The following is a 23,741-nucleotide window of genomic DNA, read 5'->3' as shown; positions in this document are numbered from 1 at the left end:
ACAGCCAGTCTGGCGAAAAAGTTGTAAATAGCTTCTCGCTTAACGAATTAGGCCGTCGGATAACAACTTACCCCGTAGGTACTCCTCATCCGCGTACTTATTTGGATCCATCAGCAATTCTTCGATGAGTGGCTGAGTCTCAATAAGCTGAGTTCTTAGCGGAGAGATTTTGGATAGCAACAAGTGCATTGATGCCGCCATGGACATGTTGATGGCCTCGCGACCTTCTTGACCCAACGCTCCGCGAAACATCATGTGATAGGCACTCCGTTCAATCACTGAGTTAAGTGCTTCCATTTGCATGATTAACGACATTAGCTCGGCGCGAAGCTTGTGATGCGTAATTTCTCCAGTCCTTATCAGGTCAGACGATACGAAAAATTGGAATTTAATACCGGGAACCATCGTGCCGGACTGGTAAAGATCCTGTTCACCTTGCATTAGGTTGCAGACCTGAATGCTCGAGGCAATTTCGGCTGAAAGCGCGGTCACCCTAGATACAAGCAGTGCTCTAGCTAAGCGATCCTTTTCGGCCGTAGCATCATTAGCTTGAGTAAATGTCACGTAAAATTGAGCAAAAACAGTGAGGGCTGCAACGCTCGCGACTAGAGAGAAAACAGACGATGCGCTTTCAATGGCTGGTCGCCATGCTGGCTTGCCGAGCCACGTTATCAGAATTGCCACACACATCACGCCGATTAAAATAAGAAGTGCCTTTAACATAGGACAATACTTTCAAATCTGAGGTTAAAAGAGCTCGGTATATGGTTACAGGGCAAAACTTTGCCCCGCCGAGTATTTTCATTAATGCTCACTACACTTTCCTTGAGATTGGTTAGAAGTGAAAGATATCCCGAGGCGCGGTGGGATGCGAAAAAACTGCACAGAAATTACTAAGTCACTAGCAGCATGTCGCCGTGTTGACCGACTACTGGTGCTCATGCGGGCCGTAGCTATCTCGCCGAGGGACAGCTTCTGAACGATATGCTCGAGTTTAGTCATGGCCTATGTCCTTATGTCGAGCCCCAATATGCCGCGTTAAAGCGCTCATCATCAAATGCGCATACCTGGAGACACGTGATGCCGCGTCTACCCACAGGCCCGCTGGCGACGCTGCGGCTCGGCGCCGTGAACGAACACGCTGTAAGTATCGGCCGGACGTTTGCCGCCGCCCAGATCCAGGGCATGGCCAATCGCACCCCGGTGGTAGGTGCCGTGGTTGATCAGGTGGAAGAGGATTTCCTGGCGGGTCATCGTCCCGTGCTGCCCGTCCGTAAACACAAAACTTACGGCGCTGCAAAATTCAGTCGGGGCAAGGCGCGCCAGGTAATCGGTGGCCCACGCGTTGCTTGCAGTCAGGCGCCGCGTAAGAACGTGCAGATCAGGAACGACCTCGGTATTGGTTGCGGGATGTGGCGCTAGCTCGCCCAGCAGGCGGGCTTTGAACAGCTCCTCGACGATGACCACATGATTGAGCTGTTGGCGCATGAATGCGAACGCTGGCGAGGCCTGGTCCTTCCCTTCAAAGTCTGCCAAAGCGGCCAAGGTGCGCTCATCGGCCCACACCTTATAACTGTATGCATCCTTCAACATTTTCGCCTCCTACGCGTCGACTCAAGTCCGGCGAAAGGGTAGCACTACCGTGTAGGCGGCAGCTATCGACCCGGAGCGGTCGGTCACAGGGTCATGACTTGATAACTGGAGAATTGCATTCCACTTGACCACCCGTTTGCATTGCCACTGACCAGTCATTTGCATTCGACGTGACCAGGCGTTTGCACGAGACTTGACCGGCGCACTGGATGCCCTCGACCGGCTGGAGTAGACCCATAACAGTCATTAGTAGCAGGTTGAACTTGGCTAAAACGGTGTTTGAAAAGCCAGGCCCCTTTAGTCTAGTCGCTGCTGCTACCCATCAGAATCCATCGTTTACCATGAGCAGTAATATCGAACGAGAACTCCCAGAACACTGGATACGCAGGATGGCCTTTTGTTAGGCAAAATGAAGTGATGGCGCTGGCTTGGTCAAGGTTCACATAGGCGAATAGCGTCTCTAGCAGGATCAGAATTTCTGAGCGTTTCTCTGTTAGATCTATTGGGCCATAACCACCATCACCCAAATGCAGCATGTGCTCTGTGATCTCCCTGCGAGCTTCGCTTGCCGTTACGCGAGACTTGCCACCAATGATTACGTCATTGCCAGCGGCATGGAACAGCTGTGCCTCAAGTGTTTTGCTCAGGTCAAAAGGTCCATAGGTGTTTATCCAGACGGCATAGTTGAATCCGTACAAGAGATGCTCAAGCCTGAGGATTTCGTCTGAACGGGTAGCTTGCACAATACGCATTGTGGGTCCATCGCTTAGCGTTTGGGCTGATATTGTGACGTAAAACGGCGTTGCGAACACGTTTGGGAAGATCACGCTTGACCCATTCCTCGTACGAAGCATCGACGAACGTGATGTGCTCATCGCAAACAGCTTCAGCTAGATCCCGGATAATTTCAGCGAGCGCCTCAACATCTGTTTCATGAGCTTCGGTGCAGGCCGATCGTCCGGGCGACCAGTCGATGACTGAGCACTGTGGATCTTTCCCTAGCAGTGCGGACAGCGTTTCCTGAGGCGGCTCTTTGCAGGTGTACAGGAAATCAAAGTATGGGGCACTGAGATCTGAAGCGGGTACACCAGAACCCAAGCATTTGATGGGGTGGGAAAGCATATGTAGACGTTACGTTGCGCCCACTCCGGCCCACTGTGCTTGATGTGGCAAAGTACGTCGATGATCGAATGGCAATGAGCTATCCGGGTCATTCGATCAGGCTCAAACATCCAGCCCCAAGCTGGGTCGCTGCGTTATTGGTCAGAAGTGCTGTCATTCTGATTTTCCTCTTCCTCGAACTACCTTAGGTCCGAAGTTTGCTTCTGGCCGATAGCTGATTGTCTGCCTGGGAGAAGCTTGAAGGTTTGGTATCGAGTTGGTACGTTTCGGTCGTCTTGCTGATGGGAGCCTGAAAATGGAAAACGATTCGTCGTTGCAGATCGAACGCGCCGCTTATGAAGAGTTTACGCGTTTGTGGAGCCAGGGAAACTTCGAGCAGCAGCGGCTGGGCCAAGCGTTCTATAACCACTTCCAACTGCACAAAATTACCGATCAGGCTGCATTGGGTAGCCTTTATGAGGCAGACGGCGAGAAAGCGTCGGGCTTGATTTTGAGGCTTTTTCATCTGCACTGAATGGCAGCTATCGACCCAAAGCGGACGCTCGCAGGTCAGTGCAACCCTCCAGACATCACTCAATGCGGTGGCGCACCAGATCGCTGATCTGTAGCGTTTAGCTCTAAGTTTTTGTGAGGCTGTTAGGTAGGTAAAGGCAGCCTGTGATCACGCTTTTGAGGCTGTCCAGCGTGATCAAGGTTGGCTTAAAGTACGTGGCCTTTGCTCAATGTCAGGTTTTCTAAAATCCGCAACGTCGGGTAGCACCCCTGCGATGGATTCGAGGATATCGGTCATTGTGATGAGCCCAATGACTGCCTGACCCTCATTGACCACGAGTGCAACATGGGTCGATTTATCGCGCATCTGTTCCAGCGCATCAAGAATTGAAAGATTGGCGGACAATCTGATGGCGGGCGAAACCAGTTCCTCGAAATTAGGACTGCCCTCGGCTAGCAATGCTTGCAAAACATCCTTCTTCTGAACAAACCCTTGAGCGTCGCTGATGCCCTGGATGCCAGTAACGGGCAACCGGGAATGGCTGGACTGCATCACTGCCATTTTTACATCTGCCTGCGGCACGCGCAGGTCAACATGATCAATTTCGCCAGAGGGCGTCATGATTGAGCGCACTGTACGGTCGGCGAGGTTCAGTACCCCACTGATCATGACTCTCTCTTGTCGCTCAAAAACAGGTTCCTGATTATCGCTCGCGACCAGATCCATGATCTCTTCACTGACTTCGCCTTCTTCCAGTTTTCTGCCACCTAGCAGACGCAGCACGGCGTGTGCCGTTCGGGCGCGCATCGTCTGCTCGCCTTGCAAGGATTTCTTGCGGCGTGCGCGTGCAATATGGTTGAACAGTTCGATGAGAATCGAGAACCCGATGGCTGCATACAGGTAGCCCTTCGGAATGTGAAAGCTCAATCCATCCGCTGTCAGGCTGAAGCCAATCATCAACAAAAAGCCCAGGCACAGCATGATGACGGTTGGGTGCGCATTGACGAAGCTGGTCAAGGGTTTGCTTGCAACGATCATGATCACGATGGAGAAGATCACAGCGATCATCATGATCGAGAGTTCATCCACCATGCCGACAGCGGTGATGACCGCGTCCAGCGAGAACACGGCATCCAGAACAACGATCTGCATCACAATCGGCCAGAACAGTGCGTAACCGAGGTTGTTTTTACGCTGGGCAGAGTGGCCCTCCAGGCGTTCGTGCAACTCCATGGTTGCTTTGAACAGAAGGAAGACGCCGCCGAAAAACATAATCAGATCACGCCCGGAAAATGAGTGCTCAAAAACCGTAATCAGCGGCTTGGTCAGAGTGACCATCCACGAAATACCAGCCAAGAGGCCCAGTCGCATTATCAGTGCAAGGGACAATCCGATGAGACGAGCACGGTCGCGTTGTTCTGGAGGAAGCTTGTCAGCGAGGATGGCGATGAAAACCAGATTGTCTATGCCGAGCACTAACTCCAGCACGATGAGAGTCAGCAAGCCAAGCCATGCCGTCGGATCCGCCATCCATTCCATAATTCGTCTTCCATTACCAAGAAATGATGTGCCTATGCGTTGCTCAGCTTTTTAATATCAGGTGTTCTCCGAAACCGCAAATACCAGAGCACGCATATTGAGTTGCGCTCCTTACTTCGAGCTAGCTCCAAAGTGATATAGAAAATAGATGAGTTGCCGAAATGGGGTGGCGCCGCTATTTTGGCTATTAGGAAAGCATTTGGGGCAAGGATAAGCATGAGCACGACGCTGGCGAGCAGTAAATCGTGGATGTCGCCAGGACTCGCCGTAGCGCTGACGCTAACGACCTGCCTCTCAGGCTGCACGGGAAGTTGGCAAAAGCAATGGCCAACTCACGTTACGCCAGCCGTGGAAGTACCTGCTCCAGATCCGACGTTGCCACCCCTGAGTGTTGATCGTGAGTGGTGGAAGGCCTTCCGCGATGAATCACTCAACCGTTTGGTCGCTGATGCGCTCGCCAATAACCTTGATCTTGCGAAAGCTGCCACGAACGTAGCCGAGGCACGCGCCAATGTGGGTGCTGCAAATGCTATGTCGTCCCCACGGGCTGATGCGCTGGGCAATGCGTCCTCCAGCAGGCGCCAACTTTCGGTCGGAAACCAGGATCTCAATCACACCACGACGTCGGCAACAGGCGGCGTTGGTGTTAGTTGGGAGATCGACCTGTGGGGGCGAATCCGGCAGATGAATAAGGCCGCGCTCGCTCGCCTTGCCGCCTCGGAGCACACCCGAAACGCCATAACGCTCTCTATTTCGACAACGGTGGTTGAAACCTATTTTCAGCTCATCGCGCTTGATACCAATCTACGGATCATCCAAGACACAGAGCGCAATCTGTCGTCGGCGTCTGCCCTCGAAAAACGCCGCTGGAAGGCCGACATCGGTACTGAGATGGCTTACAACCAGAGCCTTGCCGAACTTGCTGCTGTTGAAGCCCGCATCCCTGACATCGAGGCGGCGATTGAGCACGCCCAGCTTGCCCTGGCCATCCTCATTGGCCGTTCTCCTCGGCAAATGAATGAGCCGCTGTTACGCGCAGGTGTTTTTCCGAGGCTTCCTGAGGTGCCCAACGAATTTGATTCTGGACTCCTCCTGCGTCGCCCTGATGTTGCTTCAGCAGAGCAATTGTTAGCCGCCACCCATGCCGATGTGAATGCTGTTCACGCCGAACGTTTCCCGCGCCTGAACCTGGCGCTGCTCGCTGGGTTGATTGCCTCATCCTCATCCGCTATCTCTGGATTCCCGGTGTTCAGTGATTTGAGCGCCGGTGTAAGCGCCCCCATTTACGATGGCGGATCTCTGCAATCGAAAGTCGATGCTGCGACAGCCCGAAAAGATGAGGCCATCGCCCAGTACCGGCACACGGTTGCCCTTGCGTTTCGAGACGTATATGCAGCGATGGTCGACCGCGATGCTGGAGACCGCCAGGTCGATGCGGCAGTCAAAGCAGTGAAGATTCGTAAACAGGCGCTCGCGCTTACGGAACGAAGTTATGACGCTGGGCGCTCAAGCAAATTTGAAGTGCTCGCGGAAACCATCGAGTTCCTCAATGCGCAGACCGCGCGCACAGATGCCCAGCTGTCCCAGTATGTCGCCCGCGCTGAGTTCTTTAAGGCTATAGGAGGAGGCTTCTAAATGCTTTTTCACGTTTATGACGCCCCCAAGCCTGCTGGATACTTTATCAATGAGCCACAAGGGTTCTACCGCAATACCTTGGATGCTGACTGGGTGATGTACCTGCTGCTACCCGGACTGCTTATCGCCATCGTGGTTGCCCTGATGTACGCGTGGCATCTGCACGAGCTTCCCAAGCACAAGGCGGAGCGCAAAAAAATGCGCCAGGCAGAACTAGTCAGTGCTCTGACCCTGCTGGGACTTTTCGTGCCCTGGGTGTGGGCCGTAGCACTGTTCATCGCCTACATGGATTGGGACGCTGTGGACGATTGGGTGCTCAGTATCGCGCGTCGTGCTCGCGATGCCACTTCCAACCCTCCGACCGTCAACAGCGAACCTGAAATAGCTGCTGCCGATTTGGAAGCGCCGGTTGGCCAAGAGGAAATGCAGCCACCACAGACTGTTATAGTCGAAACTCCATTGGAGCCTGTAGACACCCCAACTCAACCGATCTCAGGTCGTCAGGAGCCACGCCCATGAAGTTGATCATGGTTCCTTACATCCTGATTTGCTGGTTGTTACTGAAATTCGGCATTGTTAAACGCAGTGTCGGCAATTATATCGCGATGGGCTGTGGTGCCATTTTCCTCCTGCTAATGGTGCTGACGCTGACGCGCTATCTGGCGTTCATAGACATGACTGCAACCACCACCGTCAAGGCGCCCCATATCGTTTTGAATACGCCCGCAGGGGGCGAGATCGACAAAATCTACGTCACTCACAATCAGCGAGTGAAGGCTGGAGACCCGGTTTATAGCTTCAAAACTGATCGTTACGAGATGCAAATGGCCGCCAAGCGGGCAGAGATATCGCAGACAAAGACTCAACTCAATAAGCTTGAGGTCGACCTTAGGCGCCTAGGCAAATTGCGCGGCGACATCGTGCCGCAATCAGAATTCGACGCGAAGACTGCCGAGCTGGATACCCAGCGTGATCATGTCATCAAAGCTGAACAGGATATGGCTGATCTGCAATGGAAGATCGATAAGGCATTAGTGCGTGCGCCAGTCGATGGCCAGGTCAACGTGGTGTATTTGTCCGAAGGACAGTATTTCGGTGAGGTTCGCCCCGCGAGTATCACCATGTTCACCGATAAGAAATTCATTGAACTGCGCATCCCCGATCAGGTGTATGGCTACATCGAACCTAAGGCATTTGCCGAATTCTACGTTGATGCCTACCCCGGCAAAATCTTCCGGGCCCGCGTGCAGAGTATTTCTGGGGGGAATGGCGAATCCCAGGGTTCATTGCTGCCGACTCCTCAGACCGTCACCCAGCACGTCATGAGGAATATGAACGATGTCGGGCGAACGGTCGTCCTTGAGTTTGAGGATCCAGAAGGCATCGATATACCGATAGGGGCGACTGGGCAGGCCTGGATTGCGGCTAGGAAACCGGCAGAAGCGCTCGGCTTTCTCGATGTGGTGGCGGGGATGTTGCTGCGTTTCAGCGCGGCTAAATCCTATCTGAAAGCTTTCTGACAACGCCAGCGTCGCGAGCGTCCGTTTCTGGCCGAAAGCTGACAGGGTCAGAGGTTTCTGAGCTGCACGATGTGCGTCGCCTGAGCTTCTTCAGTTAGCGTGAAGCCGCAGGACAGGTAAAATCGCTTCCCTGCGCAGTGTCGGTGTGGAGACGCACAGTTTCAAAATGCAAAGCGGCGTGGGCAAGCAAGGCGCTTACCAGTTTTCTCCCAACCTGTTGCCTCCGTGACGCAGGAGTTACATAAACACGCCGCAGCCTTCCTGTACGAGCCTGCGTGAACGCCAGCTTCTGCATTGAGGTGCCCCATGAGGGATCAATGGTACGAAAGGCAGGGCATGGGCGATGGCATCACGCGCTTGAGCGAGCCTCATGTGCACCGCTACTTTGCCGCCAACCTCTTTCACGTGCGAGGGCGCGATGCCGATCTGGTGATTGATTTCGGCATGGGGTTGGTTCCGTTGCGACCGGCCCTGGATCTGGAGGAAGGCAAGCGGCTCATTGCGGTGGCGACCCATATTCATGCCGACCATGTCGGCGGGTTCCATGAGTTCGAAACACGTCTTGGACACCCTGCCGAGGCGCAAGATTTTGCCCGCATGGTTGATCAGGACACCTTGGCGCATGTTTTTCGCAGCTTGCCGGGCGCGGTGGAACAATTACCTTGCCTGAACTGGTCGCCCGACAGCCACCGCATCAGGCCGGCTCCATTGACCCAGACCGTGGACGAGGGAGAGATTATCGATCTCGGAGACAAGCAATTTCGGGTACTTCACTTACCCGGTCACTCTCATGGTTCCATTGGCTTGCTCGACGAATCGGCGGGTGTACTTTTCAGCGGTGATGTCATCTATATCGGTGGTTTGGTCGATAACCTGCCGTGCTCGAGCCAGGTTCTTTATCGTCAGACGATGCAACGCTTGATCGAACTGGATGTGCAGTGCATACACGGAGGACATGGCGCCGTCATGTCCTCAGAGCAGATGAAAGCCATTGCGAGGCAATACCTTCAGGGCACATCAGCCAAGGCGACGATCTGATCGGGCGGGTGTTGCCCCTGTAACTGGATTGACTCTGTCTGGCTCAAGCCGTTGAATAGCTAGCGGTCAGTGAAATGAGCGCTTGTTGTTTGTCTATCGGGTTGCCTGGACAGAGATTTCTATGCTCAGAAATGTTTCGGACATGGATGTGCGCTTGTTGCGCATATTTTCTGTGGTTGTGAAATGTGGTGGGTTCACCTCGGCGCAAGCCGAGTTGAACATGAGTCAGTCGAACATCAGCATGCAGATCTCGGGATTGGAAAAACGCCTTGGGTATCGACTCTGCGAGCGAGGCAAGGGCGGGTTCCGATTGACCGAGAAAGGCCAGCGTATCCTTGAAGCGTCAAGGGCCCTGTTTGGCGCTCTGGACGCGTTTCGCGATGAGGCACAGGAGCTGACGGGGCGATTGGTGGGCAATCTGTATCTGGGGCTCGCCGACAATATCGCGACCTTGCCGAGTGCCCATATCGATGCGGCTATTGCACGTTTCCATCAGCGCGAACATGACACGCATCTCCATATCTTCGTCAACTCACCCACCGAGCTTGAGCTTGCGGTGATCGATGGGCAGTTGGACATGGCCGTCTCCTATTTCAGCCGCTCGCTGCCTACGCTGAACTACCAGCCGTTGTACAACGAAGAGGTCGCCGTGTTTTGTGGAAGAGCGCATCCGTTGTTCGGGGTGGAACAGCCAAGCCTGGAACAGGTCAAGGCCAGCAACTGGATCAAGTACGGTTTCTTGCCACTCGATCTCATGCAGCCACCGGCACCCGAACGGGCATCAGCGACTGCCTATCATGTAGAAGCCGTCGTGCATGCGGTGCTCGCCGGCACACACCTGGGGTATTTGCCCGCGCACTACGCCCGGCCTTGGGTGGAAGCCGGGCAGATGGGGGTGTTGCACGCCGAGACGCTACGATATGAGATGCAACACAGCCTGATTACCCACATCGGCCATCCGCAGAGCGAAGCAGTCCGCGCATTCATCGCGGATCTGCTTGCCGTGCACGGCCTGTGAGGCTGGATGTGCGATGTGTCAGCCGATAAACCGCGTGATGTGTTTGACCGACTGATAGGCCGACAGTCCCCAGGGCCCCAGTTCGCGGCCAATGCCACTGCCTTTGGTGCCACCCCAGGACGTTTGTGCGAAGACCACTTGAACCGAATTGATCCACACATGCCCAACGTCCAGCGCCTCGGCAACGCGTTCTGCTCGTGCCAGGTCAGTACTGATGACGGTGGCGACCAAGCCGAAGCGGCTGTCATTCGCCATCGCCACGGCCTGCTCTTGTGTTGCAAAGCGTTGCGTACAGAGCACGGGGCCGAAGATCTCCTCGGTCCACAGACGGCTATTGGAAGGGACATCGCAGTAGATCGTCGGGCTGACGAACCAGCCAGGCCCGGACTGCAGGGTGCCCGCGCCCGTGAGGCAGTGCAATCCTTCGGCGTCGGCGATGGCCAGATACTCGTTGACCTTTACCCACTGCGCCTTGCTCGTCAGTGGGCCCATGTCGACTTCACCCGTCAATGGGTTACCAATACGCAGTTTTTCAAACGCTGACTTCAAGCGCAGCATCAGTGCATCGGCGATGCTTTCATGCACCAGCAGACGCGAGGTGGCGGAGCACATTTGACCAGCATTCCAACAGATACCGGCGATGATCCACTCGACTGCCTGATCGAGGTCGCAGTCTTCAAACACTAGGATCGCGGACTTCCCGCCCAATTCAAGGGTGACCGGTCGACAGTATGTGGCCGCAGTGCGCATGACCAGGCTGCCCACCGCGTTACTGCCTGTGAATGAAAGTTTGTCGATGCCCGGATGATCGCTCAGTGCTGCGCCTGTGTCGGCCAGACCCATGACGATGTTCAGTACACCCGCAGGCAACTCCAGTTCATCGGCGATCTGGCCATATACCTGCTCGGTCAATGGCGTGATCTCGGATGGCTTGAGCACTACCGTGCAACCGGCGGCGAGTGCGGGTGCAAGCTTCCAGGCGCTGGTCACCAGGGGGAAATTCCACGGCACGATCAAGCCGACCACACCGATGGCTTCCAGTCTCACGTGGGAACTGAAGGCCACTGTTGACAGCGCTACGGCGTTGTCTGGCTGACCATTCAGGGGACGAATCAGATTGGCGTAATACCTGAAGGTTGCTACGGCATCATCAATGTCGACACTGGCCTCGTGGCGCGGCTTGCCGTTGTTTTGCATGAGTAACGAGATCAGATTTTCGCGACGTTCTTCAAGGCTGTCGGCGAATCCTTGCAGGTAGTCCGCTCGAGTCACCGCACCTGCTTTGCTCCAGTTGGGCAACGCGCGGCGTGCGGCAGTGACAGCCTCATCCACCTGTGCAGCATCTGCCGCGTCCAGCTCGTCGAAGGGTTGCCCCAGGGAGGGGTCATAAGCCGTGATGCGGTTGATGCTGTTGCCCGAAACCCAGCGGCCATTGATGTAATGGGGTGTGCTCACGATTGTGCTCCCGAAGCGTTTTCCAATAATTGTTCACTCGCCAGAACCATGCGGGCTTCGTTGCCCAGGTTGAGGCCGCGGCTCATCAGCCAATAGCCGATGCCGGCAACGGGCAACCCGACTATGAACGCGATGTCGGCACCGCCAAGGGCCCGGGCCATGGGACCGGTGTAAAAGCTCAGGGACATAAAGGGCACCATGGCCAGCAAACCGGCGAAATAGGCCGTCAGCCCCGATCTGGACCAGAGGCCATAGATGCCAGCCGGGTTGAACATCTCGCTGATCGCATAGTTGCCTTTGCGGACGAAATAGAAATCCACCAGGTTCACTGCCGTCCACGGAATCAGGAAGTACAGGATGAGCAAGATGAACGTATTGAAGCTGGCCAGGTACTTGTCCGGAATGGCGATGGAGATGACGAATACGATCACGGCAGTGATCGCGATCCCGCTTATCCTGCTGCGCAGGCCTGGTGTGAACTTGCGAAAGGCATCCAGCGTACTGATACCGGTGAGCATGGCGCCGTAAAAATTGACCGCCATGATACCGATCAGCGTCGGTATGGAAATCAGCACGGTAAAGGTGCCGAAGCCCTGGATGAATTGATTGCCTACCTGACGCAGGCTGCCAATGGCATTGGGTTCGGGCATTGCTGATGCAATGAACGCGCCCAGCGACATCAGCCACAAGGCAGAGCCGGCCGCGCCCAGGTAAGTCCACCAGACTACTTTTCGCGCAGGGGTGTCGTGGGGCAGGTAACGCGAGTAATCCGATACGTAGACCGAGTAGCTAATTTGATAGCCGGCGGCGGCGCCCAGTTGCAACAGGAAAGCATCGAGGGAGAAATTTGATTGGGCCAGCGCCGAGTCCGCGTGTAGGGTCCAGATCGCTGCCACCGTCATCGCGCTGTAGACCGCGATGATCAGGTAGGTCAGCCAGCGTTGCACGATGTGCAAAAGATCATGACCGACCACAGCCAGCAGGGCGGCCGCCACGATCCACAGCACATACCAGGGTTGCCGCGCGCCGGGCACCACGGTCTGCACGGCATCAGTGGCGAGGATTACGTTGAACACATTGAAACCGATGTAGCAGAACACCACGGCCGCCAGCGGCAGGATCGCGCCACGAATACCGAACTGCGCGCGGGACTGGATCATCTGCGGCAGGCCCATCGTCGGGCCCTGATTGGCATGGAAGGCCATGAAGAAGGTGCCGAAACCCACGCCAAGGGCAATGGCCAGCATCGAGTACAGGGCACTCAAATCCATCGATGGCCCGATAAAGCCGATGATCATCGTCATGATCACAAAATTGCCGGCAAACCAGAACGGCCCCTGGTGCCAAACCTTGCCGTGTCGCTCGTTGCGCGGAACATAGTCGATCGAGCGGACTTCGATGATCGGGCGTCCCGTCTCGCTACTGTGCTGAGTTGTCATGTTGAACCTCACACCTGTAATTATTGTTTTCAGCGTTTTTTACAGTTCGCTTATCTGGGCAGGACGCGGCCTTCCGAGGCGGCCATAGGGTCATAGCCATCGCTCTGCAGTATCTTGTGCAGTTCGCGCCGGCGCACGCCCATGTTGCCGCCGTCGTAGAGCGGGAAGGCCATCGCGTCCTGCAGCAGGCGGGTGAACGGCATTTCATCGGCATAGCTTTCGATACCGACGATGCGCATCGCGTCATATACGATTTGTACGGCTTGTTCGGAGCAATACACCTTGGCCATGACGGCCAGTTCAGTACCCGCGCCATCGGTTTGATCGAAGTAGTGCGCGGCTTTCCAAGCCATGTAGCGCGCGGCTTCCAGGCGCATCTTGATGTCCGCCAGCATGTAGCCGACATTTTGATGGGCAATGATTGGCATCGAACCGTTGCGGGTATCGGTTTTCGCAAAGTTCAAGGCAGCCTCGAAAGCCTGGCGCATGACGCAGACTGCTTCGGCGGCGACACCTACGCCCGACCAGGCGAATGTCTGGGCCAGAATGGCCGCGCCATCCCCGGGTTTACCGATCATGTGATCTAAAGGAACGCGTACCTTGTCGAACCTGATTCGGGGTGAGGGCGTCGCGCGATGCCCCATAGTCTCCAACGACTGGCCAAATGAGAGGCCCTGCGAGGGGCGCGGTACGGCAAAAACGGCAAGCGAATCGCTGGACGGAATGCTCAAGTCGGTACGGGCAGAAACCACAAACAGATCGGCACCTTCACCTTCCCAACCCCAGCCATTGGTAATGAAGAACTTATCGCCTGAAATCACCCACTCGTCGCCATCACGGTAAGCGTATGTACGCACGCCAGCCGCTGGATCAGGGTCGTCGAAGTTCGCCGAACCTCCGACCTCGCTGAATGCAAGCGCTGCCAGAGGCGCGCCGTGATCGGCGAGGAAAGGCGTCAAAAACTGTTTACGTTGGTCGAGGGTGCCGTGCGAGATGATCGGAGACAGGGCAAGCCCGCAGGAAAATAGCGCACAACTCACGTTGACGTCGCCGACCGACGCTTCTTCACCACTGATAATCAGGTCAAGCAAGCCTTGATAAGTGCCGCCATCCCTTTCAGGGATAATTGATTTGAGAAAACCGGCTTTGACCATCTCTTGAAAGACTGGCCGGATCACCTTCAGTCGTTCTTCAGGGCTTTTGAAGGGTGTTATTGCCTTCTCAACTTTCGATAAATGCTTATGAGCAAACTCGCGCATGTCTTCGCGAGCTTTCTTTTGGGCGTCAGTCAGCGTGAAGTCAACGGGCATCACTGTTCCTCATTTTTATAATCGTTGTGTTGCGTCACTTCAGGTGCAACGACCCGAAGTCCTCCAGTTGCAGGAGCTGGAAAGATCTTAAGGTGGCAAAACATCAATACGAATTCATATCTTTTCAGGCTGGCATCAGAATTCATTGATGTTTGATGCGAGGGGGGGTGTGCCTTCGAGAAAGGACGCGTGAGTTGCGGAACTGGCTAGCGGAGCGGTTGAAAGGCGTCAGTACGTAAGATGCCAACTGGCGCGGCGGGTAGAATTAGAACCTCTGATAATGAAGTTTATGAGGCTATGAATGACCGCTTCTGGCCGAAAGCTGACACTCGCGCCAGCGACCTCTGAACGGCGCTTGAGAGCAGATCACGTAAGCCACTAGGCCACCTGCGAGAAATATCAGATGCCTCGCCGATTCAGTGACGTAAGAGTGTCTACCCATAATTCTTGGACTTGGCTATTAAGCTGACGGCATACGCGTGAGTCCAACAAACCGCTATCTTGAAGCGCCTGGATGTAACCGCAGCAGAATTGATAGCGCTCTCTGCCAATGGCGCTGGATGAGCTGTCCTTGATTTCACGCAATGCACTCAACCAGGTGGCGTAGATCGAGTCAGGTAATCCCGAGGGAAGGCCGTAGCGATCAGTCATTTCGTGTCTCTTTCGGAGAATGGCAGGGGCGGTAATGCAATTATTTTTTCGGAAATGTCAGCGCGCGTGCATGGGCAGGGTATCTTAGATCATGGCATGGCCTTTTGGCATCCAGCAGATGCACCACGCGTGGTGCCCATCAGAGGAGTTCTGCACCCAAGCGCGGGGGGCTGTCAAAGCTGGGAACCATGCGAGGCGCATCTCATCCATTGAAGACCTTACCGCATTGCGATGACGAATGATGACCGCCAACGAAGATCTGATCGCATGGAACCAAAGCTGGAGGATTACTGGCGGAATCATCTCTTGCAGAAATTGCTATGCAGAGCAGCCGGAGGCTTTGAAGCTTGATGATTTCGTGCATGCTCCAGGCTGTGGACATGCTGGGCAGCATGCCCGACCTTGGCAGGAACTGGACTTGATTTGTGAGCGGTTTCGATGACGAGTTATTTCTGCACCAGAGATTAGCCGCGTGCCTGCACCACCGTTTTTGCCCACAGGCATAAGGACTCAAAGCATCCAACGAGATTCGCTAAACGTATGACGTGGTCCGCTGGATCTATGCGCATAACGAATGTCTCCCAGCAGCCCTTAATGGACATCGTTTAATGCATCCTATGCGGCGGCAGGGAATATTCTGGGAATGGGCAGATTGCATGCTCATCAGTCAGAACCGGACTGTACAGACGGCTGAAGGACTTCAACTGGATGTTCGGATCAGAACGTCTCGACAGGGTATCGTCCAGGTCTTTATCGGTGTCTATCTGAGCACCGGTGAGATGATCGTCGAGGAGTACTACCCAAACCATTTGGATCACGACCAAGGCCTTGCGCTGGTTTGGCGGGAAGAAAGGGCGCGCCAGATCTCAGCTCTGAATCCAGTCCTGTAGTAGCTCGGATGTAGCTGGTTCCACTAGCGAGCTGCGTGACTACCACTGGTGAATTACGAGAGCCCATTCGATGGGGTGGCGGGGAAACTGGCGGTGAATATGGTGCCGCCAGCGGTATCGGAACTCACACTGACATCACCGCCATGTGCTTTCGCGATTTCCCTGACAATGAAGAGGCCCAAGCCGACGCTTCTCACTTCGTCGTCGCGGGCACTATGGCGAGTCATTGGCTCAAACAGGCTTCCCATCGCTGATCCGGGAATGACTGATCCCCAGTTCTGTACAGATACCGTTGCGATACCGCTTTCCAGCATGGAGATGATGGTTATTGGTTGATGGGGATCACCGTACGCCACGCTGTTGGCCACCAGGTTACCCACCAGTTGCTGGATACGGTCGGCGTCCAGCTCGACATGTCCCATACCTATCGATTGGTGCCGGATTGCTGCATCGGGAAAGGCCAGTCGCAGCTCACTGACGCTGCCGTGAACCACTTCGTGCAGGTCTGCTGCCGAATGCGTCACGCCAATGCCATTGCCCACCCGCGCCAAGGCAAGATCCAGAAGGTCGGCGATCATACGCTGAGCCCTGTTGGACGACCTGGCGATGTGCTCCAGCAGCTTCGCCTCCCTGGTACTACGTTCACCTTGGGCCAGCATATCTGTGGCCATCCCTATTGCCGTCAGCGGATTTTTAAGATCATGGCTGGCAATGGCAACCATTTGCTCGGCAAACAAGGCCCGCCGTTGTGACTTTTCGTAGGCGACGTTCAAGTCTGCTTTGGTTTGTCGCAGTGCCGATTCAACAGCCGTTTTTTCCCTCAGCAGTTCCTCCGCATGCTTACGTGCGCTGAGCAGCTCGCGCTCGTATCTGTCGCGGTCGGTTGTGCCAAACAGAGCCAGTTCGTAGAACGCACCGTTTGCATGATCACGACGAACACCATTGAGAAGCATGGTGACGGTGCGTCCGTCACGATGGAGAAAATCGAGTTTTACCTCGGCTACTGATCCTTGCATCTGCATCAGGGGAGCCCAATGGGTCTGGTGAAAGATGCGTCCGCCCATGGTGAGCAACGTCTGGAAGCGCCGCTCTTGCAACTCTGACTGCTTGAAACCCAACCACTCGCAGAAGATTCGATTGCTGCGCAGGATCAATCCGTCTTGCGTAGTGACAACCAGGCCGCAGGGCGCCCCCTCGAAGAGTGCTTCGAAATCCGGTACAGGGAGATCAGTTGACATGCACGCCTGCCCACGGCAACAGGAAAACGTCCATGGCGTCAGAACATGCACTCGGCGAACTCATGTGTGGGCAGTGGCCCACGTTGGGGACGAGGCACAGCGTACTGGCAGGCAAGGCTGCATGAAGGTATTCACCGACTGCAACCGGCGCGATGAGATCTTCGGTCGATTGCAAAATCAACGTCGGAGTTAGCAGACCTGCGATATCCGCTCGGTTATCAGACATGAACGTGACACGAGCGAATTGCTTGGCGATATCGGGTTCGGTTCGACAGAAACTGTTGGTGAGTTCCTCGCTCAGAGCAGGCTGCCCCGGCGCGCCCATGATGACCGGAGCCATGGTGCTCGACCATCCGAGGTAATTGCTGTCGAGGGTATCGAGGAGCGAGTGAATATCTTCGAGTTTGAAGCCACCCACGTAATCGCCCGAGTCAATGTAACAAGGCGATGGACCGACCATGACGTGAGCGGTGATTCGGCCTGGGACCAAACGGTCTGCGAGAGCGCCTATCATCGCGCTCACTGAGTGGCTCACCAGGATAACCGGGCCAACGGCGTACATATCGATGATTTCGCTCAGGTCTGCTGCGTACCCGGCGAGAGCGTTGTACTTCTCTGAATCATAAGCGCTCAGGTCAGACCGGCCTGCTCCAACGTGGTCATACATCACTACCCGAAAGCGTTCGGTGAAGTGGAGATACAAGTAGTTCCACATGGTCTGATCACAGCCAAAGCCGTGAGAGAAGATCAGGGTCGCGGGACCATCCTCATGGACGGTGACGTTGTTGCGGTGGCAAAGGTCCATTGAGCGATACCCGGCTGGCCAAAGCCACGGTGGCTACGGTAGGCACAGATAGTGCGTGACGGGAGAAACGGGAGCAAGCGGAGCAGGAGATTTCATGGGGGAAGAAGCTAGATCAGGCAGCGTTATTGCACTATTCGTTCGCGTAGATTCGTGCAGTACGCCCGATATCAATATGGACTACTTTTCGTAACCCGCTGAAAACGATCTATAAATTCATATTTTTCCGATGGCACGGCCGCTGCAACGTAGTTGGAGCTAGTAGCAGGACAGGCATCCAGACCCGTTCGCTCTCCGTGATACCAGAGGAAACACTATGAACGCCATCGACCTTCTCAAAGCCGACCACGAACGCGTCAAGGCCATCCTGACTCAGTTGAGCGAATCCACAGAGCGGGGCGTGAAAAAACGCGTCGACCTCCTTGCAAAGCTGGAGATGGAAATCACCATTCACACCAAGCTGGAAGAAGAGATTCTTTACCCGGCCTTCAAAGAGGCTGGATCGAAAGAGCAGGACATCATGTACTACGAAGCCAAGGAAGAGCATCGCACGGTCGATTCTCTAGTCCTCCCAGACCTGAAGAACACCGACCCCGCCACCCCCGAATTTTCGGGTCGTGTGAAGGTCGTCAAGGAGCTGCTTGAACACCACATCGAAGAGGAGGAATCCGAGATGTTTCCTCAGGCGAAAAAGCTTCTCGGCAAGGCTAAGCTCGACGAGCTGGGTGCGCAAATGGAAGCCATGAAAGCCGATTACAAGAAAGCATCTTTGTCTGGAATAGCTGCGTAAGCCAAACCGTCACCGCGCCCAGCTCATCGCTGGGCGTTTCTGCGTCTGTTTGTTGCGCAACAACAAACCCGTTCACGGGGTCCAGGAGGCTCATATGTCCCGCTCCACTCATTACCGGATCGACTACTTGCTCCACGGAACATTCAAATCATTCCGCATCTATGCGGATAACATGAATAATGCTGAGGCATGGCATTGGGCAACCGTAGACGCAGGCTTTGGCCAGATTCCCAAATATCGACTTGATCCAGCTCCGAAGCTCAGCAAGCCCCAAGCAGAAAAGAGGGGAGTTACGGGCGTGGAGTGGACGAATACCTAACTCTTCTGCCGCATGACAGAAGGACGCGAGCGTCCGCTTTCGACCCAAAGCGGACCGTGGCGATTGACAGTAGCTGCTACGATCCCACTTGAGATCTGCACAATCTGCGACTTATGAATTACTACGATGAAACCTGCTTTGCCAGTATTTACCTGGAAGACAGCTACGTCCTTGCGATTGAGGAGGGCGTATCAACCTTGTCATTTGCAATGGAGTTGGTGCTGCTCGAATCACATCCCCTCTATGTGAAACCAGCAGATGGGGAAGCGTACTGCTATTGGAATGCACACATTCATTTCTGCCTGACCCAGCGCGTTCTTTGGCATGAAAGGAGTGTTTTGGTATCTAGGGATGCGAACGGTGACACCGATTTAGGCAATGTAGACGTATTCAGGATAGAAGGTGCCACTTACCACCTGAAAGGGGACTGGGGTTCGGTATCGGTTACCTGCGGCACCGTAGTGGTTGATTACGAAGGCAGTCCCCACACCTAAAACAACGTGCCGGATGATGGTAGATCGACCAAGGGCTGCTTCTGGCCGCTAGCAGCCAGTCAGGGCAGGGCGTCTTTCCCCCGCCTTGCCCTGCTAACACCTCCCAGCCGTTCAGGATCTGCAACGTATGTGGAAGATCCATATCGAACTGCCCTGAACGCTACGAAGGGCCACTCGACAGACCTCAGGTTAAGGAAGCGACACGCCAGTGGTTGTCCCCAGCATGTCTGCGCGGTTTAGAAGCTTCCCTTCAACGTCACCATGTAGTTGCGCGGATCACCGTAATAGTTGCTGCCGGTGCGGTTACCGATGGTGGCGTAGTACGTGCGGTCAAACAGGTTGTTGCCGTTGAGCGCCACGCTCCAGTGATCGTCGATGCGGTATTGCAGGCGCGCGTTCCACAAGGCGTATCCGGCCTGTTCGGTCTTGAAGCCGCTGGCCAGGCGCGAGATTTCGCTCTGGGCGGTGACGCCGCCGCCCACGGTCCAGCGGTTCAGGTCGCCGTCGAGCTGGTAGTCGCTCCACAGGCGCAGCGAGTGACGTGGAATCAGCGTGTTGTAGGTGGTGCCGTTGCTCACGGCGACGTTGAGGTTGTCCACCGGGCTCAAGGTTTCGGTGGTGGTGTAGGTGTAGCCCGCGCTGACCTGCAAGCGATCGAGGGGCGAACCGTTGAGTTCCAGTTCCACACCCTGGGCGCGGATCTTGCCGCTGTCGACCGAGCATGAATCGCAGATCGTGGCATCGTCGACAGCAATGGCGGCGTGTTCCTGATAAGTCCGGAACAGGTTCGCCGAACCGTTGAGCGCGCCATCGAACCACTCGCCCTTGATCCCCAGTTCGTAGTTCTTGCCGGTCTTGGGGTCCAGCACCTTGCCGCTGGCGTCGATGTCGGACTGGGGTTGGAACACGTCGGCATAGCTGGCGTACAGGGTCAGGTTCTGCGTGATGTCCAACAGCACGCCAGCGAACGGTGTGACCTGGCCAGTCTCCCGACGCTCGTCAGTGGGCGCGACGCCAAAGGCGTGGCTGTCGTTGGTGTAGTGCCAGTCACTGACCCGTGCGCCCAGCACCAGGGTCAGCGGCTCGGCCAGTTTCAGACGCAGATTGCCGTAGACGCCCTGTTGCTTGACCGTAGTCTTGGCCGGGTAGGGCGCACCGCCGCGGTAGCTGTTGTCGACGATGTAGCTGTCGCTGGGTTCGACGAAGTGCGTAGGGTTGAACACGTCCTCACGCTGCTGCATGAAGGCCAGCGCCCAGACGTCATGGCTGTGGGAATAGCTGGTGTTGGCGCCCACGGTCAGTTGATGCTCAAGGCCGAAGGCGCGGAATTTGCCATCCAGGTAACCATCGAGACCGTAGTCAACCGAGTCGTAGTCGAACAACGCGCCGATGGACTGGATCGACGAAGATGTCGCGCCCGGCGCTACCGTGCCGACCCCGACGCCTTGCACGTACTTCATGTTTTGCTGGTTGTGGGTCCAGGTTCCGGCCAGGCGGGCGTTCCAGTCATCGTTGAGGCGGTGTTTGATGTCGGCGAAAACGGTGGTGCGCTCGCTGTCCCAATGGTTCCAGCTGGCACCCAGGCAGGTCGAGCGCTTGAGTTTGATGTCCGAACCATCGCTGTAGCTGGGCAGGCCGCCGAAGCAGGGCGTGGCCTGCAGCTTTTCATAGGCCAGGCCGAAGCCTGCGGTGGTTTCGTCGCTGAAGTCATAGTCCAGTGCGCCGTAGGCGACCTGATCCTCGCGCTTGCCGTAGTCGTAGAAGTAGTGCCGACTTTGTTCGCCGACGATCGCCCGGCCACGCAGGGTACCGGCTTCGTTGAGCGGGCCACCGACGTCAATTTGGCTGCGATAGTTGTCCCAGGTGCCGCCGGACAGTGTGAAGGTGGTGGTCGGCGTGCTCTGGCCGCGTTTGCGCACCAGATTCACTGCGCCGGCCGGGGTGCCTGCGCCTTGCATCATGCCTGCGGCACCGCGCAGAAATTCAACGTGGTCGTAGAACGCCATGTCGCTGCTGAAACTGTTGGCCTGCACGTAGTTGCCGCCGACATCCAGCGGCACGCCGTCGTACTGGAACGGCGCGTCCATCCTAAACCCGCGAGAGAAAAAGTAGCTGCCGCCCATGGGTGAGCCGGTGACGGTCACGCCCGGCGTCTGCCCCAGCACCTGCTCGATGGTATTGAGGTTTTGGTCATCCATACGCTTGCGGGTGATGACGGTCACCGATTGCGGCGTTTCCCTGATGCTGTGCTCGCCTTTACCCAGGGTGATCGCACCGGTGGTGTAGGAGCCTGTGCCCTCGGTGACCGAGCCCAGCCGGGCGTTGATGGTGGTGGCACCCAACTCCATGGCGGAGAATTCTGCCACTTGCAGTCGGTATTCATTGTTACCGATCCTCTGCGCCGTGAGCCCGGTACCGGCCAGCAGCACCGTCAGCCCGGCGTTGATTTCATAGCGGCCATGCAGGCCCTGGCTGTTGCGTCCCTGTGCCATCTCGCTCAGGCCCACCAGATAGATGCCTGATTCAGCGGCGAAGCGCGACAGTACGTTACTGAGCGGGCCGGAGGAGATGTCGTAGTCGCGGGTTGCCGTTTCAGCGGCCAGGGTCATGGCGCTGGGCAACGAGCAGGCGGCGAAGGTCAGAAGGGAGGCGCACAGGCCCAGGGGGGCGCAACGGGGACGGTAAAACATCGGTTCCTTGTCCTCAAGACGATGAGTTGGGTAGGGATTCACTCCTAAACCCGGCGAGGCACTGAAAAGCGGAACCGTATTTGAGGAAAAATTCAGGGCGCACTGTTTTTGGCACTGATCGTGGTCCACCAGGGCATGCGCCGTTCAACGGTGATCGGCAGAGACGAGGCGAGGATGGACAGCGCGGCGTCTACATCACGCAACGGCAGGGTGCCGAATACATTCAACTGCGCCACCGCAGGGTCGATTGAGATGTGGCCGAACTGATAGCGCGACAGTTCGTCGAGTACCTGGCCCAGGGGAATGTCCTGAGCCAGCAACATGCCCCCGGACCACGCCCGCCTTGCGAGGTCTGCCGGGGCCGTCGGTGGTAACGGACCCACTGTGACGGTCTGTCGCTGACCCGCCGGAATGACCCGATGTTCGCTGCTGTCGGGACGGCTGACTTCAACTGCGCCCTTGAAAACCGTGAGATCGGTTTCCTGGTCGCGCAATCGGACGCTGAATTCGGTGCCCAGCGCCCGGAAGCGACCTTGTGCGGTACTGACGATAAAGGGCCGCTCGGCATCGTGTGCAGTATCGATCAGAATCTCGCCCATGAGCAGGTGCACCAGGCGTTTGCTGCCGGAGAAGTCCATATCAAAGGCCGTCGTGGTGTTTAGCCACACGCGGCTACCATCGGGCAATTGCACGTTCCTCAGCTCGCCAACACCGCTGCGGTAATCGGCGATCAGGCTGGTACTCCAGGTAGGCAGCGGCGTCAGGCGCCAGGTCGACCAGAAGGCACCGATGCCGGCGAGCAAACCGAGACTACGCAACACGGCGCGGCGTCTGACGCGCTGATGCGCCATTAGCAGATCGTCGGCAGCGCGACGGCGGTCCGGCAGCTTTCGCAATGGATCGAAGCGCAGGCTGATGGATTGCACGGCTTCCCATGCCTCACGATGGGCTGGCTCGGCCTCGATCCATCGACGCCAGGCTTCTTGCTGCGCCGGATCGACTTCGCCACAGCGTAATTCGGCATACCACTCGGCGGCCTGCTCCATGACCTTGAACCCGGACTGGGCAGGCATCAGTAGGGTGTCTCGGCGCAGAGCGCCGTCGCCTCGGACGCCGCCTGCAGTTGCAGGCAGCCCAGCATCGCCCGCGCCACGTACTTGCGTACCATGCGATCGGACACCCCCAGTTGTGTTGCCACTTCACGGTCAGTCATCTGACACACCACCGCCAGTACAAACGCCTGCGCGGCTTTGGCGGGCAGCTCGATCAGCATCTGCCCGACCTCCTGCAAGGCCTGCAATACGGCCGCGCTCTGTTCTGCCGACGGCGCGTAGCGCTCTGGTTGAGCGGCCAGGGTGTCGAGCCATGCTTGCTCGATCTCTCGCCTCTGCCAGAGGTTGATGCAGATGCCATTCGCGATCTTGCGAAGATAGCCGCGGGCAGCCAGTGCGTTATCGAAAACAGGCTGCACAGGCTTGAGCAGCAGTCTCAGGAAGGTGTCCTGTGCCAAGTCCGCCGCATCGACACTTGACCCCAGACGCCAGCTCAGCCAGTGACGTAACCAGGCATTGTGCTCAGCATAAAGGTGCTCGACAGACGCAGAAGGCGGGTTCGGCATTGATTTGACTTACCTGAGAAACACTATCGAAAGAGAACTTATCTCACTTGGGTCGGATTATTGAGAGTTTGATACTGAAATGCAATT

At 56.2% G+C, this 23,741-nt stretch carries 23 protein-coding genes; 9 read left to right on the top strand and 14 right to left on the bottom strand.

Annotated elements, in window-relative coordinates; translation table 11 throughout:
* Nucleotides 1-39: 39 nt before the first annotated feature.
* The 3 genes from ACIPOO_RS14445 to ACIPOO_RS14435 all read right to left on the bottom strand — a co-directional run bounded on the left by ACIPOO_RS14445 (nucleotide 40) and on the right by ACIPOO_RS14435 (nucleotide 2,345).
* Complete coding sequence (locus ACIPOO_RS14445) at nucleotides 40-723, bottom strand: hypothetical protein (RefSeq protein ID WP_400607978.1); 684 nt, start codon at nucleotides 721-723, stop codon at nucleotides 40-42.
* Nucleotides 724-1,089: 366 nt separating this feature from the next.
* Nucleotides 1,090-1,593, bottom strand: coding sequence for a DinB family protein (locus ACIPOO_RS14440; RefSeq protein ID WP_400607976.1), 504 nt, complete (start codon nucleotides 1,591-1,593; stop codon nucleotides 1,090-1,092).
* Nucleotides 1,594-1,895: 302 nt separating this feature from the next.
* Nucleotides 1,896-2,345 carry a hypothetical protein gene (locus ACIPOO_RS14435; protein WP_400607973.1) on the bottom strand — a complete coding sequence of 150 codons (450 nt, stop codon included), beginning with the start codon at nucleotides 2,343-2,345 and terminating at the stop codon, nucleotides 1,896-1,898.
* A gap of 665 nt (nucleotides 2,346-3,010) precedes the next feature.
* Here ACIPOO_RS14435 and ACIPOO_RS14430 point away from each other — a divergent pair.
* Nucleotides 3,011-3,229: a hypothetical protein gene (locus ACIPOO_RS14430; RefSeq protein WP_400607970.1), complete on the top strand. Its 219-nt coding sequence runs from the start codon at nucleotides 3,011-3,013 to the stop codon at nucleotides 3,227-3,229.
* Nucleotides 3,230-3,403: 174 nt separating this feature from the next.
* On the opposite strand, the gene ACIPOO_RS14425 is transcribed toward ACIPOO_RS14430, so the two are convergent.
* Nucleotides 3,404-4,747, bottom strand: coding sequence for a CBS domain-containing protein (locus ACIPOO_RS14425; RefSeq protein ID WP_400607967.1), 1,344 nt, complete (start codon nucleotides 4,745-4,747; stop codon nucleotides 3,404-3,406).
* A 216-nt stretch (nucleotides 4,748-4,963) separates the two neighbouring features.
* Here ACIPOO_RS14425 and ACIPOO_RS14420 point away from each other — a divergent pair, with 216 nt between their 5' ends.
* The 3 genes from ACIPOO_RS14420 to ACIPOO_RS14410 are packed head-to-tail and all read left to right on the top strand — an operon-like array spanning nucleotide 4,964 to nucleotide 7,902.
* The gene (locus ACIPOO_RS14420) at nucleotides 4,964-6,382 is read left to right on the top strand and encodes an efflux transporter outer membrane subunit (RefSeq protein ID WP_400607964.1); all 1,419 of its coding nucleotides are present in this window, start codon (nucleotides 4,964-4,966) and stop codon (nucleotides 6,380-6,382) included.
* Complete coding sequence (locus ACIPOO_RS14415) at nucleotides 6,383-6,901, top strand: hypothetical protein (RefSeq protein WP_400607961.1); 519 nt, start codon at nucleotides 6,383-6,385, stop codon at nucleotides 6,899-6,901.
* Nucleotides 6,898-7,902 carry an efflux RND transporter periplasmic adaptor subunit gene (locus tag ACIPOO_RS14410; protein ID WP_400607958.1) on the top strand — a complete coding sequence of 335 codons (1,005 nt, stop codon included), beginning with the start codon at nucleotides 6,898-6,900 and terminating at the stop codon, nucleotides 7,900-7,902. Before ACIPOO_RS14415 ends, ACIPOO_RS14410 begins: the two co-directional genes overlap by 4 nt.
* A gap of 94 nt (nucleotides 7,903-7,996) precedes the next feature.
* Here ACIPOO_RS14410 and ACIPOO_RS14405 read toward each other — a convergent pair whose 3' ends face one another.
* Nucleotides 7,997-8,197, bottom strand: coding sequence for a GNAT family N-acetyltransferase (locus tag ACIPOO_RS14405; protein WP_400607955.1), 201 nt, complete (start codon nucleotides 8,195-8,197; stop codon nucleotides 7,997-7,999).
* Between the two features lie 11 nt (nucleotides 8,198-8,208).
* Here ACIPOO_RS14405 and ACIPOO_RS14400 point away from each other — a divergent pair, with 11 nt between their 5' ends.
* Complete coding sequence (locus ACIPOO_RS14400) at nucleotides 8,209-8,940, top strand: MBL fold metallo-hydrolase (protein WP_400607952.1); 732 nt, start codon at nucleotides 8,209-8,211, stop codon at nucleotides 8,938-8,940.
* A 121-nt stretch (nucleotides 8,941-9,061) separates the two neighbouring features.
* A complete protein-coding gene (locus tag ACIPOO_RS14395) occupies nucleotides 9,062-9,958 on the top strand; it encodes a LysR family transcriptional regulator (RefSeq protein WP_341964493.1) in 897 nt (298 codons plus the stop codon).
* 18 nt (nucleotides 9,959-9,976) lie between these two features.
* Here ACIPOO_RS14395 and ACIPOO_RS14390 read toward each other — a convergent pair whose 3' ends face one another.
* From ACIPOO_RS14390 to ACIPOO_RS14365, 6 genes are all read right to left on the bottom strand, one after another.
* Nucleotides 9,977-11,413: an aldehyde dehydrogenase family protein gene (locus ACIPOO_RS14390; RefSeq protein ID WP_400607948.1), complete on the bottom strand. Its 1,437-nt coding sequence runs from the start codon at nucleotides 11,411-11,413 to the stop codon at nucleotides 9,977-9,979.
* The gene (locus tag ACIPOO_RS14385) at nucleotides 11,410-12,852 is read right to left on the bottom strand and encodes a cytosine permease (RefSeq protein ID WP_341964494.1); all 1,443 of its coding nucleotides are present in this window, start codon (nucleotides 12,850-12,852) and stop codon (nucleotides 11,410-11,412) included. The genes ACIPOO_RS14390 and ACIPOO_RS14385 overlap by 4 nt, the downstream gene beginning before the upstream one ends.
* Nucleotides 12,853-12,902: 50 nt before the next feature.
* Nucleotides 12,903-14,162, bottom strand: a complete 1,260-nt coding sequence (locus tag ACIPOO_RS14380; RefSeq protein WP_341962762.1) for an acyl-CoA dehydrogenase family protein — start codon at nucleotides 14,160-14,162, stop codon at nucleotides 12,903-12,905.
* A gap of 399 nt (nucleotides 14,163-14,561) precedes the next feature.
* Complete coding sequence (locus ACIPOO_RS14375) at nucleotides 14,562-14,813, bottom strand: hypothetical protein (protein ID WP_400607945.1); 252 nt, start codon at nucleotides 14,811-14,813, stop codon at nucleotides 14,562-14,564.
* A 943-nt stretch (nucleotides 14,814-15,756) separates the two neighbouring features.
* Nucleotides 15,757-16,941, bottom strand: coding sequence for an ATP-binding protein (locus tag ACIPOO_RS14370; protein ID WP_400607943.1), 1,185 nt, complete (start codon nucleotides 16,939-16,941; stop codon nucleotides 15,757-15,759).
* Nucleotides 16,931-17,746 (bottom strand): alpha/beta fold hydrolase, encoded by an 816-nt coding sequence (locus ACIPOO_RS14365; RefSeq protein WP_400607941.1) that lies wholly within the window; start codon nucleotides 17,744-17,746, stop codon nucleotides 16,931-16,933. The genes ACIPOO_RS14370 and ACIPOO_RS14365 overlap by 11 nt, the downstream gene beginning before the upstream one ends.
* A gap of 313 nt (nucleotides 17,747-18,059) precedes the next feature.
* Between ACIPOO_RS14365 and ACIPOO_RS14360 the strand changes: the two genes are divergently transcribed.
* The 3 genes from ACIPOO_RS14360 to ACIPOO_RS14350 all read left to right on the top strand — a co-directional run bounded on the left by ACIPOO_RS14360 (nucleotide 18,060) and on the right by ACIPOO_RS14350 (nucleotide 19,346).
* Nucleotides 18,060-18,533, top strand: coding sequence for a hemerythrin domain-containing protein (locus ACIPOO_RS14360; RefSeq protein WP_400607939.1), 474 nt, complete (start codon nucleotides 18,060-18,062; stop codon nucleotides 18,531-18,533).
* Between the two features lie 94 nt (nucleotides 18,534-18,627).
* Nucleotides 18,628-18,852 carry a DUF6555 family protein gene (locus ACIPOO_RS14355; protein ID WP_400607936.1) on the top strand — a complete coding sequence of 75 codons (225 nt, stop codon included), beginning with the start codon at nucleotides 18,628-18,630 and terminating at the stop codon, nucleotides 18,850-18,852.
* 113 nt (nucleotides 18,853-18,965) lie between these two features.
* A complete protein-coding gene (locus ACIPOO_RS14350) occupies nucleotides 18,966-19,346 on the top strand; it encodes a hypothetical protein (RefSeq protein ID WP_400607934.1) in 381 nt (126 codons plus the stop codon).
* 236 nt (nucleotides 19,347-19,582) lie between these two features.
* Here ACIPOO_RS14350 and ACIPOO_RS14345 read toward each other — a convergent pair whose 3' ends face one another.
* From ACIPOO_RS14345 to ACIPOO_RS14335, 3 genes are all read right to left on the bottom strand, one after another.
* Nucleotides 19,583-22,036 (bottom strand): TonB-dependent siderophore receptor, encoded by a 2,454-nt coding sequence (locus tag ACIPOO_RS14345; RefSeq protein WP_400607931.1) that lies wholly within the window; start codon nucleotides 22,034-22,036, stop codon nucleotides 19,583-19,585.
* 92 nt (nucleotides 22,037-22,128) lie between these two features.
* On the bottom strand, nucleotides 22,129-23,082 hold the full coding sequence (locus ACIPOO_RS14340; RefSeq protein ID WP_400607928.1) for a FecR domain-containing protein: 954 nt from the start codon (nucleotides 23,080-23,082) through the stop codon (nucleotides 22,129-22,131).
* 26 nt (nucleotides 23,083-23,108) lie between these two features.
* On the bottom strand, nucleotides 23,109-23,654 hold the full coding sequence (locus ACIPOO_RS14335) for a sigma-70 family RNA polymerase sigma factor (protein ID WP_274130410.1): 546 nt from the start codon (nucleotides 23,652-23,654) through the stop codon (nucleotides 23,109-23,111).
* Nucleotides 23,655-23,741: the final 87 nt, after the last annotated feature.

Origin of the sequence: Pseudomonas sp. NPDC090201 (assembly GCF_044746825.1) — a bacterium.
Lineage (GTDB): Bacteria > Pseudomonadota > Gammaproteobacteria > Pseudomonadales > Pseudomonadaceae > Aquipseudomonas > Aquipseudomonas putida_AD.
This window is presented reverse-complemented; position numbering and strand designations above follow the sequence as displayed.